Raw genomic sequence first — 13,542 nt, 5'->3', positions numbered from 1 at the left:
TGACAAAGCAAGCCTGATGGGCACGTCAACGTTCTTATTCTTTTGCTACCAGCATTCTCGTTGTGAAGCAAAGAAGGCCTACTAGTGCTAATCGTCTTGTTAACGCAAGGCATAGGTACTCAATCCCCCCACCTGCAACCGCAAATCAAATGAGCTAGTATTAATGACTTATCACAACGCAATGCGTACAATACCGCCCCCCGAAAAATAGGTTGGTGATTTATGAGTTCAGATAGTCAATTTTCAGTTGGTCAGCGTTGGTTAAGCAACACAGAAATAGAGCTGGGGTTAGGTGTCGTTATTGGTAGCGACTTCCGTTCTGTCGAAGTGTTGTATCCAGCAACAGGCGAAGCGCGAAAGTATACTAAGCAAGATGCGCCGCTTACGCGACTAATTTTTGAAATTGGCGAAACGGTCAAAAGCCAAGACGGCTGGGAAATGACCATTACTGAAAAAGAAGAAAGCCAAGATCTTTTCATCTATCACGGGCTTCGCGAAGACACCAAAGCGCAAGCGCGATTACCTGAAACCATGCTAGACAGCCACATTCGCTTGAACCAACCTGAAAAGCGCCTGTTCAGTCAGCAATTAGACAACCCTAAATGGTTCGATTTGCGCGAGCGTGCTTTAGATCATCAATACGATTACTTACGTTCAAACACCATTGGTCTTGCAGGTGCGCGCATATCGCTTATTCCGCACCAACTCCACATTGCGTCAGAGGTAGGCGGCAGACACGCACCTCGCGTATTACTTGCCGATGAAGTAGGTCTTGGTAAAACCATTGAAGCCGCGTTAATTATTCACCAGCAGCTTAAAACAGGCCGCGCAGAGCGCGTGCTTATTTTGGTTCCAGACTCGCTCATGCACCAATGGTTAGTTGAAATGCTTCGTCGCGTTAACCTTCCTTTTGCCATTTACGATGAAAGTCGTTGCGAGGCTATAGAGAAGAGCGAAGGCTTACAAGATGACGAAACATCTGACGCGAGCGCTGTGAATCCATTTGAAAACGACCAGCTGGTACTTTGTAGTATCGACTTCCTAAGCAAGAGCGAAAAACGCCAGCAGCAAATTCAAGCTGCAGGATGGGATTTAATGGTTGTCGATGAAGCCCATCACCTTGCGTGGTCAAGTGAGGCTCCCTCTGCAGAATACTTGTGTGTGGAAGCGCTGGCAAACCAAACGCCAGGCGTATTACTGCTTACCGCAACGCCTGATCAACTTGGTCACGAAAGCCACTTTGCCCGCTTGCGCCTGCTCGACCCGGCTCGCTTCCATAGCTATGATGCATTCTTAGATGAAGAATCGAAATACAGCCAACTGGCCGATGCGGTAGCACCATTACTTTCAGACGCCGAGCCTAACGACAAACAACGCAGCAAACTCGCAGAATTCGCGCCTGACGTAATGAAACATGCGGGTGATTTAAGCTCGCCGGAAAATCGCCATGCGCTGCTGCACCAACTTATCGATTGTCACGGCACAGGCCGTATGCTGTTTAGAAACCGCCGCGCCAATATCGAAGGCTTTCCGATGCGTAAATTAAGCGCTTACGAACTGGCTTTGCCTGAGGTTTATTCAGATGCCGTGAGTGGCGGCGACTTAACCTATTCACTGTATCCTGAACGTATGGCAAGCGTGGTTAACAGCTGGACCAAGCAAGACCCGCGCGTTGAATGGCTGCTTGATTTCATGCAAAGCGTTAAGCCAGAAAAGATTCTGCTTATTTGCGCAAGCGCCCGTACAGCGCAAGAGTTAGGTGAGGTTATTCGCACGCAAACCGGTATTCGCCACAGTGTATTCCACGAAGGCATGAGCATTGTGGAGCGCGACAAAGCGGCCCATTATTTTGCCGATGAGGAAGACGGCGCACAAATTCTACTGTGTAGTGAAATTGGTAGCGAAGGCCGTAACTTCCAGTTCGCTCACCATTTGGTGCTGTTCGATTTGCCTATCACGCCAGATCTGCTTGAACAACGTATTGGTCGTCTTGACCGTATTGGCCAAACCCAAACCGTACAAATTCACGTGCCGTATTTAGCGAAAACCGCGCAGCACGTATTACTAGATTGGTATCACGAAGGGCTGAATGCCTTCGAAAAGACCTGCCCTACAGGTTCTGGCGTGTTCGACGACGTTAAGCCTTTGCTTATTGGTGCCTGCTTACACCCTGACGATATGAGCGCGCGTGACGAGCTAGTGAACATGAGTGTTACGCTTAATAGCCAGCTCGTAGCGCAGCTTGAAGCCGGTCGCGATCGTCTTCTTGAGCTTAATGCCTCGGGTGAAGGCCGCGTAGAACAACTGCTTGAAGACATTATTACCCTTGATAGCGAACAAGATTTGTCGCGCTTTATGGGTCGCGTATTCGATGCTATTGGTGTTCAGCAGGACGAAAAAGGCAATGACTGCTTTATTCTTATGCCAACTGAATCGATGGTGAGCCAGCTTCCAGGTCTTGACCCAGAAGGCATGACGGTTACTTACAAGCGCCGTGTAGCCACAACGCTAGAAAACGTACAGTTTTTAAGTTGGGATCATCCACTTGTGCATACCGCCATGGACGTAGTACTCACCGACGTACACGGAAAGAGCAGCATGGGCTTCATTGCCGAGCCGTCTTTGCCAAAAGGCGCTTATTGGGTTGAGGCGTTGTTTGTGCTGCAAGCGCAAGCGCCTAAAGCGCTTCAGTTGGGTCGCTTCTTACCTCAAACGCCCGTGCGAGTGTGTTTAGATGCGCAAGGAAACCCGTCTGAATTGAGCTTCGACGTTAAGCGTAAAATTGGACGTAAGATCTCGGCTCAGCTTCTAAAAGCCTTGCAACAGCCGCTAGAGCTTGCCATTGAAAAGGCGCGTAAGCTTGCCCATCAGCAAGCTAACCAAAAGCAACACGACGCACTTAACAGCATGCACAGCACGCTTAACGAAGAAATACAGCGCTTGCGCGATCTTCAAAAGCGTAACCCAGCAGTACGTGACAGCGAAATTGAGTTTATTGAAACGCAAATGAACGCCCTTGATAAAGTTATTCAGGATGCAGATGTTCAGCTGGACGCCATTCGTATTGTGGTAAATAACCCGTAACCTCGAAAGGTTAAACATTCAAAAGCGACTGTGAAGTAACGAGTACATAATGGCGAACCCAAGTTTTGTTTATAACCCACCGATGACACCTTATCTTGATATTTTGTATCAAGATGAGGACATGGTGGTTGCGCATAAACCTAGCGGGCTATTGAGCGTTCCGGGCAAAGCATTGGAGCACCGCGACTCGCTAATTAGCCGGGTTAACCGAGTGTATCCCACCGCCACAGTAGTGCATCGCTTAGACATGGCGACCTCGGGTATTTTGGTGCTGGCGCTTAATAAAGATAGCCACCGCCATATCTCGAAACAATTTGAGTTACGTCAAACTAAAAAGCGCTACTTCGCCCGGGTTCATGGACATGTAGAACAAGACAGCGGAGAGGTTAACCTTCCCCTTATTTGCGACTGGCCAAACAGGCCAAAGCAAATGGTAGACTTCGAGCGCGGTAAAAAAGCCGTAACGCATTTTGACGTCATTGAGCGCACACTGGATGAAAAAGAGCGACCCTATTCTCTCGTTGCCCTTTACCCCATTACCGGTCGCTCTCACCAACTGCGAGTACATATGCTTGCTTTGGGTCACCCTATTTTGGGAGATAGACTCTATGCGCATGAAGAAGCGTTATCCATGGCGCCTCGTTTACAGCTTCATGCTGAAAGCTTGAGTCTTTCACACCCGACACTTGGGCATTGGCTGCACTTTAATGTCGCCATCCCTTTTAGTCCGTTTTGCCCAAAGCCGCTCTCAGAAAGTTTTGAGTAGCGTTTTAACGCTATTCAACTTTATCAATAGACTCCATTTTAGTTTTAACGCACCCTGCCGATAACCTTCGTATACGCTTGATGTACGAATTAATTTGATGCTGTCCAAGCTGAATAGATCCAGATTAAGGTAAAGGCAAACCACATTTTATGAAAAGGCACGCTCTCCTTTTAACATTTGCTGTTATTGTTTCGCTATTGCCTATGACAGCTCACTGTGACTTTTTCACAGATGTTAGTCACGCCTATCTGCCTGGAGAAGTGAAACCTTTGATGATTGGAGAAGTTGAATCCCCAATTATTGAAATTGAAGCGCAAACACCATTACCTTTGGGTGTGGCTATCATACTCACCGAGCCTTTTCCCTCTAGCCTTACGCTCGCGCAGGGAAATAGCCTTGCCAACATGCTTGCTGAAAAAGGCTGGAATGTAGTGATAAGTCCGTTTAATGTGCCGGTCAATGTCACTTCCCAGCAGAACCTACCTGCTGAATCTACGAACACCGACATATCAGACTCTGAAACTACGTCTATGTCAGCCCAAAATATCCACCCCAGAAGTAATCAACTTACGCAGTATCTCAATTTTGAATCAGCAACTTCAGCGCTGAGTTTACAACTCAATGCATTGAATAATTATTTACAAGACAATTCAGGCTACCGTATGGTCATTGCACAAGGCATGCTGGCCACAACTTACTTGTCCGTCGTAGAGCAACAGCCTCAACTTCATCCAGACACTTTCGTAGCCATTTCACCTTTTTGGCCAGAAGAATCAACGAACACATTAGTTATAGATAATATAGCGCAGTCCAGCTTTCCAATATTGGATCTGTCACTAAGTGGATTTAACGACTGGGCGAACAGTACCACGCAAAAGCGAAAGATTAGCGCAAAAAACGCACTAAAGATGCACTATCGACAAATAATTATTCCCAGCAATTTATTAGCCTTTAGTATAAAGGAGTTTCAGAAATCCCCTCATATTCAGATAGTTGCAAATAGCACTATTGGTTGGACTCGCCACCTAGGGTGGTAATTCGATAATTAACCGATTACGCTAAATTAGTATCCAAAACAATTACCTAAATTTAATGGTGTAAATAGCAAGCCTCTGTCCTAAGCAGTAAGATTGTTATGAACTATAATACTTTTAGCAAACATAAACGGTTGAGTTACTTGTGAGTGTTCAAGATTTCGTAGATAACAAAGCAAAGCAGCTGTGTTTCTATTTGAGAGCATTTTGGCAAGGAGAGCTTCCTATCGAGGAGATCGAGCTATTCTTTTGGGATAGTATGGAAGAATGGGGGCAAATTGATTACACCTTAACGCAGCCCTATACACAAAAAGAACGGGTTTTTTGGCATTTACTTCATCAAGTGCATTATTGGAATGAAGACAAGCTAATTAACGACCAGTTTCTTGTAGATGAACTAAATAACTGCGTGAATTTCCTTGAAGGTTTGGGTCATTGCCCACTCGACTGCGTAGGCATTCGTCCATAGTAAAACTTTCACTTCAACGCGTTATTGCTTCTCACTGTGGTTCATGGCTCAATATGCTTTTGTATTCTTGCCTAAGGCCGCAGTTTTGCTCAACGCTTTAAAAACGTTTAACGACAAACGATACCTCAGTATATTTCTTTTCGGCATTTCCAGTGGCTTCCCTTGGATCATGATTGGTTCAGTGCTATCTGCTTGGCTCAAAGATGAAGGTTTGTCTCGCTCGGCCATCGGCTTATTCGGCATTATTTTCGCGACATACTCTTTTAATTTTCTCTGGTCTCCGCTTGTCGACAAAATCAAGCCCCCACTATTAGGTCAACGACGAGGTTGGATTTTCGCTATGCAAGGCTGTGTAGTTTTGCTGTGTTTAGTGATGTCTCAACTCACTGCAGACCAAGATTTGTTTTATGTTGCATTAATCGGTTTGCTTATTGCTATTGCCTCAGCCACGCAAGATATCGCCATCGATGGTTTTCGCATTGACTGTATTGCCCAAGACGACAAAGACGGCATGTCAGCTGCGTCTTCAGTAGCCACCGCTGGCTGGTGGACAGGTTATGGCGGGCTTGGTGCTATCCCGTTCTTCTTGGCTGACATGACATCTTGGACTTGGCCAAACATTTATCTTTTACTCGGTGCTCTCATGGCTTTATTAATGTGCGCCACGTGTTTAGCGAACGAGCCACAAATTGACCGCGAAGCCTTGCTTGAAAAGATAACAGCCAAAGATACAAAGCAGTCTCCCGTTTTTCACTGGATACAAACTACTCTGGTCACGCCATTCGCCGAATTTTTCAATCGAAACGGCGTTAAATTAGCGGCGTCGTTTTTACTGTTTATCTTTCTATTTAAAATCGGTGAAGCATTTCTAGGCCGCATGAGTATCGTGTTTTATAAAGAAATTGGCTTTTCTAATAGCGATATCGCTACTTACTCAAAATTGCTCAACTGGTGGGTAACCATTGTGTTTTCACTGTTAGGTGGATTGGTTAACATTCGCTACGGTATTTACCGCGGATTAATGATTGCGGGTGTGGCCATGGCCGCGTCTAACTTACTATTTGCACTGATCGCGCAAACAGGCCCTTCCACATCTCTTTTAGCCATAACCGTTATTGTCGATGGCTTTACAGGGGCTTGGAGCACCGTTGCCATGGTCGCGTTTATCTCACTATTGTGTAATCGGGCGTTTAGTGCAACCCAATACGCACTCATGGCCTCCCTGAGTGTTGCGGGCAGAACCTTGGTCGCTTCTAGCAGCGGCTTTGTTGTAGATAGTCTTGAAGGCAATTGGAGCTTGTTCTTTATTCTCACAGCAGTCATGGTAATTCCCAGCCTTTGCTTTTTGTATTCAATTAGGCACCATATAAAGCGCGTTGAGTCACCGTAATTTTTTTCTACTTCCTTGCAAGTTAGCGTTAGTTGCCTACATTTAAGGTAGGTATCTCTACCGCATATTACTTGCAAGGATGAACGTGAGCTCAAATCAGGCTGGCCACTCGCAGCGCAAATCATCATCAATTTCGCGGACATTCAGTTTTTCAAAAGTGAGTGTTACAGCACTGTTGATCGCTATGGTTGTTATTGCGGTTTTAATCGCGCTGATGAGCAAGCAACAAGCACTCATAACAGCCTTAAAGCAGCAGAGTTACTTAGAGGATAATATTCTTGCCACTGAGTCTAGTATCAATCAATTTACGTTTCGGATGGAGAGCAGCGCGTTTTCTGGACCCGCGAATTACACTATTTTAAAGCGCGAGCTACAGGTCACCGTTCAAGGTATATCTGAATACCTTCGCAGTAGTGCAGACCAAGCAATCTCGCCCACAGTCTTATCCGAAAGAGACTTTGCAATAGCAAAAGAAGGATTGAATAGCGCGTCTGCACGGCAGGTCGCGCAAACCACACTAGATTTACTTCATACTCTTATTGAGTTGCCGATAGCCGACGCAACTCAACGTATTCAACAGCAATTTAGCCTGCTGCCTATGGTCAATGCCATGCAGGCGGAAGAAAACGCGTTGTTACTGCGTATTCAGGCGTTGCGCAATAAGATGCTTCTCACTACTATTTTGGGCGCAGTCGTCATAGTACTTTGGTATTTTATCGCATGGCTTTTTTACAAAAGTAATGCAAACAAGTCGCCTAAAAAGTTTGGTAAATCGAAGTTGAGACTTGCCGTTGTGGATGACGATAGAGATTTGCAAAACAAAGAGTTTTTGCAGCTGATTAGCCATGAATTCAGAGCGCCAATAAGTGCAATTATCAGTGCTCTTGAACTTATTCCTAACATGGAAGAGCAGCGTACCAGACTAATTCAGCAGGCTGAACAATCCAGCTATCGACTTCTTAATCTTACCAACAACCTTACCGATGTATTAATCAATAACACTGAAGACGACCTGCACTTTTCAGATGTCGACCTAATCAGCTTGCTCGACGAATGTATCTCGCCGTTCTCTGTACGCGTAAAAGACAAAAAAATCGAATTTAATATGCACTGTAGTCACAGTGTGCCCCATTACGCAGAAACGGATCCTGTCGCCCTTTCTAAAGTGGTAGTTAACATTCTTGATAACGCCGTTAAATTTACGGCTAATGGACTTATCGACGTCACCGTTACAACCTTGGTGAAAAACCAAGGGATTTTTCTCGTTATTATAATTAGTGATACTGGAATAGGAATTGATGAGGCGACGCAAAAGCGCATGTTTGAACGCTTCTATCGCGGCGAACACTCAACTGGCCAACGCTTCCCGGGTGCAGGAATTGGCTTGTCTGTAGCTAAACGCAGCGTTGATAAGCTGGGCGGTGCACTTCAGGTAACCAGTACAGTTGGAGTTGGTACAGAGTTTAAAATTTTACTGCCTCTGAAACCTATTGAGGATCTTCCCGCTACAAATTCAGCACCGTCTAATGCGACCTTCGCCGTAGTTGACGATTTAGAGATATCTAGGCTGCATTTACAATCAATTATTACCAAAGAGGGCTTTAGCGCACGCACGTTTTCATCTGGTGCGAACTTGCTCAATCTGCACGAAGAAATACTCCAGTTTTCAGGCATTATTGCCGATTTGTATATGCCGGGCATGAATGGTCTTGAACTAGTGAGGACGCTTAAGGCAATTTTTGGTGAACGGGTACCGCCCGTTATTGTGTTATCAGCAACCCCAGATATTGCCAACATTATTGCAAACAGTGAACTGCCCATCTATCAAAGTTTTGTTAAACCCATCGATAGAAACCGCTTTGTAGATGCGCTCCATCACCTTACAGCAAGTAACGCAAGAGTTGTTGAAACAACGAAAAAGGCCAATGTGTTGCTGGTAGAAGACGAGCCCATTAATGCAGAAATGGTGGAGTATATGCTTCAATGTATGGGCCACGAAGTTACTGTGAGCTACACCGGTGACGACGCTATTATTAGAGTGAGTGAAAATGCGTTTGACTGTGTGCTGTTGGATATCAACTTACCAGATATCAATGGTTTGGAAGTCGCTAAAATAATGAAAGAAGGTCACCCTGACCTTCCAATCATCGCCCTTACGGCCAATGCCCACAGAAGCGATAAAGAAGCGTCGCTGCAGGCAGGTATTCGATACCACTTAGTGAAGCCTGTCACCTTTCAAGAGCTCAAAAACACCCTACGCCTAGCACTATAACGCGCCAGGCGCTGCATAAATGCGATATTGATTTCGGCCGTTTTCTTTTGCTTCATAAAGCGCCTGATCGGCACACTCAAGCCATGCCATCGCTCCTTTAAAGTCAGGAGAGAATTGTGCAAGGCCTAAACTAACAGTGAAACTTATTGACTCACCTTCGTGTTCTACCACTAAACGCTGTGCTAATTGTCGGATACGTTCGGCCACTATCTTGGCATCTTCAACCGAAGAGTCATTCAGAATAATGGCAAATTCCTCGCCGCCGTAGCGCCCTGCAAGGTCGGTTTCCCGCACACAGCGCTTAATCAGCGCTGCTAACATCTTAATCACCTTATCCCCAGCCTGATGACCATAAGTATCGTTAATGCGTTTGAAATGGTCGATATCGAGCATAAGCGCAGTACTTGGCTTTTCTCGGCGCACACAAAGTTTGTGCATCTCATCAAAGCGTTCCTGCCAGTAGCGACGATTATATAGCCCAGTGAGACCGTCCACGCGGCTCGCAGTTTTCAACTCTTCGTTAAGATGCTCCATTCCACGCTTACCGAGCGCCTGCTCAGTGACATCGTAAACAAGCATACAAAACCGCTCTACGTTGCCGCGCTTATCGACAATAGGGAACATGGTCACATTTTGGTACATGAACTCTGCAGCGCTGGTTACAGGGCGATTACAACCAAACTTAAACAAGTAAGGACGCTGCTCCCAAATAATAAACACCGGGCTCTTCAAATTGAACACAGGGTCAACTTTGGTTCTCAGCCATTTTTCTTCTATTTCCGGGAAATGAGAAAAAAGACTGTCTCCAATGATTGCTTCCGCTTTCTTTGCACCATGGTTTTCAAGAAACTTGTTCCACACTTGAACGTTGAAGTTGCGGTCTAGCACTGCAATGCCCACTTCAATGGAATCGAGAAGCTCTGCGGGTACTTGAGAAGAATTAACTAAAGCACCGGTGGAAAGTGCGTCTGTAGATGCATTCATAGACTTTCCTTGTCTTGTGTCACAGCGTCATCATCGAGCAGCCGAGAATAGATATGGTTCATGGCATCACCAGGAAATAGCAACAGCAGGTCAAAGGAAATATCTCTGGCCTTAATGGCATAACCTATTTCGATAGCCATGAGCTTGCCCCAACGCTGCACGTTATCACTTAAAAGCGTTGATAGTCCTTGGTGCTGCCCCAGTAACACCGGATGTGTGTGGCTAAAGGCGACATTTAACTGCTCTGACAAACCGTTTAAACAGGCACCGATAAGAATATTGGAAACATCCATTAGTGCTTCTAGCGCTAGTTTGTCGGAGGAAGCCGACGGCGGATACTTTAATAGTTCAACGATGTTTTGAGAGTTTGTGTCGTTAAAAATAACCAGCGCTTCGCCGCTTATACCTTCACTAATAAAGCCTTTTGAAACTGCCGAAACACTGTCGTTACGATTAATTTCCGCAACCGCCATAGACAGTTCGTTGCTTTCAATTAAGTTGACGTTTGGTATGGGCAAATCAATAAATTCACCTAGCAGTTGAGCAAGATTCTCACCCGCACGCCCCATGGCAATATTGACCATTTCACGGCATGCGTCTAATTGATCTTCTTTACTCATCTGGCGCTTGGCTAAAACGGCATTTGAGTCGCTATCGTCTTGCGCTTTTTGTAAGCTCGCACCAGAAGAATGCGTCTCGCCACTGTAAATCCCGTAAGAGGCTAGGATGTGGCTGAGTTTTTCGTTATCAATTGGCTTTCTTATGAAATCCAGGGCACCAAGAGCGAGCATTTTTTCTCGCGCTTGCGCTTGTACATCACCGGAAACGACAACTACCAAGCAAGGAAGATCCTGTTGGCGAATGGCTTCCATGGTTTGATAACCGTCCATTACCGGCATGTTTAAGTCGAGAAACACCACATCGCCTTTGCCTTCGCGAACAAGCGCGAGGGCTTGCTCACCATTCTCGGCAAACGAAATATCCACGTCCCACCCATCAGGTAAACTGCGCGCCATCTGGCGCCTTGCGAAACCTGAGTCGTCGCATATTAATATCGGAGTACTCATGGTAACTCCTTATATGGCAACAGGGGCTTTAATGTGTGGGTGTGACTGGTAATTTTTAAGCGTGAAGTCGTCGAAGGAAAACCCGAAGATATCTTTCACCTCAGGATTAATTTCCATCGTTGGGCGCTCGAAAGGCTCACGACTTAGCTGCAACTCTACCTGTTCAAGATGGTTTGAATACAGATGCGCATCGCCTAGCGTATGAATAAAATCGCCGGGCTCTAAATCACACACTTGCGCCATCATCATGGTCAGTAAAGCATAACTTGCGATATTGAACGGAACGCCCAAGAAAATATCGCCGCTTCGCTGGTAAAGTTGGCAGCTAAGCTTACCGTCTAATACATAAAATTGGAAAAGTGTATGGCAAGGTGGCAATGCTTGTTTGCCCATCGCTGCATTTTCTTTAGGAGAATAATTGGTATCAGGGAGCACTGCAGGGTTCCAGCCGCTAACGATAAGTCGACGAGAATCTGGATTGTTTTTGATTTGCTCAACCACTTCGGCAATCTGGTCTACCGATGTGCCATCACCGCGATCCCAACTGCGCCACTGGTGTCCATAAACCGGACCAAGCTCGCCTTCTTCGGTAGCCCACTCGTCCCAAATACTCACACCGTGCTCTTTCAAATAAGCGATGTTTGTCTCGCCTTTAAGAAACCAAAGTAGTTCGTGAATAATGGATTTAAGGTGACACTTCTTTGTTGTCACCAAGGGGAAACCTTCCTGTAGATTAAAACGCATCTGATAGCCGAATACACTTAACGTACCTGTACCAGTTCGATCTTCCTTTTTCACACCCGTATCACGTACATGGCGCATTAGAGCGAGATATTCTTTCATCGTTATTCTTATATTTTTTGCTGTTCAACATGGTCTTTTCCGCGCATGTAAGCACGGACTATTAATCCTATTCCTAAAGCTATCATAGGTAAACAAAGAAGTTGCCCTTGGCTTAGTCCCATTTGATATAAGCCAATATGTGCGTCGGGTTCTCTGAAGTATTCAACGATAAATCGGAAGGTGCCGTAACCAAGTAAGAACAAGCCGCTGACCGCCCCTACTGGACGCTTTTTGGCAGAATATAGCCATAGGATAATAAAGAGTAGTACGCCTTCAAGCGCAAACTCGTAAAGCTGTGATGGGTGACGGGGGATATTACCCGCGTTGGGGAAAATGACCGCCCAAGGCACATCGGTGCTACGCCCCCAAAGTTCAGCGTTTAAGAAGTTACCTATGCGTCCAGCACCCAAGCCGATGGGTACTAACGGGGCAACAAAGTCGCCTAGTCGAAGGAAGGTCGTGTTCATACACTTGGCGCGCCAGAATAAGGCTGTTAGCACCCCTAAAAGCCCGCCGTGGAAGGACATTCCACCAGCCCAAATTTTGAATAAGTACAAGGGATCGTCGAGAAACATACCAAACTGGTAGAAAAGCACATAGCCTATTCGACCGCCTAATATTACGCCAACGAAGCTCCAGAAAAGCAGGTCGCTTAACTGCTCACGGCTCCAGTTGGTTTGTGAAAGACGCTTTTGTGCCAATAGATACGCGGCGATAAAGCCCACCAAATACATAAGGCCGTACCAGCGGACACTTAACGGACCGACACTGAAGATAACGGGGTCGATACTGGGAAATACCAGATAACTGCTCTGTTCCATTACTTTATTCAATTCCTAAAATCATTCTAATGCTCACCAACACGAGTAAGCACGCCAACATCGCTTTTAACACACGAACATTTACTCGCTGCCCAAGCTTTGCACCTATGTTTGCGGTAAACATAGAGGTGGCAACAATACCAGCTGTTGCCGGTAAATACACATAACCTAAACTATGTTCTGGTACATCTATCGCATTGTAACCGGCCACAATAAAACTCGTGGTACCAAAAACGGCAATAATAAGTCCGCAAAAGGCAGCACAGCCAATTGCCGCGCGTACATTAACACGAAACCATACCAGCGCAGGTACCAATAATGCACCGCCACCAATCCCCATAAGTGCACTTAGTAAGCCAGCTCCACCACCAACAGTCGCAAGCGTACCTTTTGATGCGTCATTTTCTGAGGCTTTTTGCTTACCAAATATCATCTGCATCGCAATTAAAATAACCAGCACCGCAAACACATCTTTAAGCAGTTCACCAGAAATATGGCTTGCTACCTGAGCTCCGGCAAATGCGCCAAAAGCAATACCTAAGCCTGTGTAAAGCACAACATGCCTTTGAATATTACCCAGCTTGTAATGCGCGAAGGCCGACGACATTCCTGTGAAGATGATGGTAGATAATGAGGTAGCGATAGCGACAGGCATTACGGTTTCAGTGGTCATTCCCATGAAATGTATAAGCAAATACGACAACACAGGAACGATGATAAGCCCACCGCCAATGCCCAGCATACCCGCCAGAACACCTACCACAGAACCTAAAATAAGGCAGCTGAGAACTATTACAACTAACGGATCCATT

At 45.9% G+C, this 13,542-nt stretch carries 11 protein-coding genes; 6 read left to right on the top strand and 5 right to left on the bottom strand.

The window, feature by feature from the left end; all coding sequences use genetic code 11:
• Positions 1-222: 222 nt before the first annotated feature.
• From rapA to ACFI6L_RS00255, 6 genes are all read left to right on the top strand, one after another.
• A complete protein-coding gene (rapA, locus tag ACFI6L_RS00280; protein WP_462573193.1) occupies positions 223-3,084 on the top strand; it encodes an RNA polymerase-associated protein RapA in 2,862 nt (953 codons plus the stop codon).
• A gap of 49 nt (positions 3,085-3,133) precedes the next feature.
• Entirely contained in the window at positions 3,134-3,850 is a 717-nt protein-coding gene (gene rluA, locus ACFI6L_RS00275; RefSeq protein WP_014948190.1) for a bifunctional tRNA pseudouridine(32) synthase/23S rRNA pseudouridine(746) synthase RluA, read from the top strand.
• Between the two features lie 149 nt (positions 3,851-3,999).
• The gene (locus ACFI6L_RS00270) at positions 4,000-4,887 is read left to right on the top strand and encodes a DUF3530 family protein (RefSeq protein WP_462573192.1); all 888 of its coding nucleotides are present in this window, start codon (positions 4,000-4,002) and stop codon (positions 4,885-4,887) included.
• A 142-nt stretch (positions 4,888-5,029) separates the two neighbouring features.
• A complete protein-coding gene (locus ACFI6L_RS00265; RefSeq protein WP_014948188.1) occupies positions 5,030-5,353 on the top strand; it encodes a hypothetical protein in 324 nt (107 codons plus the stop codon).
• A 43-nt stretch (positions 5,354-5,396) separates the two neighbouring features.
• A complete protein-coding gene (locus ACFI6L_RS00260) occupies positions 5,397-6,743 on the top strand; it encodes an AmpG family muropeptide MFS transporter (RefSeq protein ID WP_202285531.1) in 1,347 nt (448 codons plus the stop codon).
• Between the two features lie 85 nt (positions 6,744-6,828).
• On the top strand, positions 6,829-9,015 hold the full coding sequence (locus ACFI6L_RS00255) for a hybrid sensor histidine kinase/response regulator (RefSeq protein WP_462573191.1): 2,187 nt from the start codon (positions 6,829-6,831) through the stop codon (positions 9,013-9,015).
• Here ACFI6L_RS00255 and ACFI6L_RS00250 read toward each other — a convergent pair.
• From ACFI6L_RS00250 to ACFI6L_RS00230, 5 genes are read right to left on the bottom strand one after another with little or no spacing between them, the layout of a single operon-like run.
• Positions 9,010-9,999 carry a sensor domain-containing diguanylate cyclase gene (locus tag ACFI6L_RS00250; protein ID WP_014948185.1) on the bottom strand — a complete coding sequence of 330 codons (990 nt, stop codon included), beginning with the start codon at positions 9,997-9,999 and terminating at the stop codon, positions 9,010-9,012. The two genes, ACFI6L_RS00255 and ACFI6L_RS00250, sit on opposite strands and share 6 nt — an antisense overlap.
• Positions 9,996-11,066 (bottom strand): response regulator, encoded by a 1,071-nt coding sequence (locus ACFI6L_RS00245; protein WP_039224447.1) that lies wholly within the window; start codon positions 11,064-11,066, stop codon positions 9,996-9,998. Before ACFI6L_RS00245 ends, ACFI6L_RS00250 begins: the two co-directional genes overlap by 4 nt.
• A gap of 9 nt (positions 11,067-11,075) precedes the next feature.
• A complete protein-coding gene (locus tag ACFI6L_RS00240; RefSeq protein ID WP_014948183.1) occupies positions 11,076-11,909 on the bottom strand; it encodes a thymidylate synthase in 834 nt (277 codons plus the stop codon).
• Between the two features lie 8 nt (positions 11,910-11,917).
• Positions 11,918-12,730 carry a prolipoprotein diacylglyceryl transferase gene (lgt, locus tag ACFI6L_RS00235; RefSeq protein ID WP_014978255.1) on the bottom strand — a complete coding sequence of 271 codons (813 nt, stop codon included), beginning with the start codon at positions 12,728-12,730 and terminating at the stop codon, positions 11,918-11,920.
• 4 nt (positions 12,731-12,734) lie between these two features.
• A complete protein-coding gene (locus tag ACFI6L_RS00230; RefSeq protein WP_014975612.1) occupies positions 12,735-13,541 on the bottom strand; it encodes a sulfite exporter TauE/SafE family protein in 807 nt (268 codons plus the stop codon).
• Between the last annotated feature and the right edge of the window lies 1 nt (position 13,542).

It is taken from the genome of Alteromonas sp. G4i35 (assembly GCF_054960375.1).
This window is presented reverse-complemented; position numbering and strand designations above follow the sequence as displayed.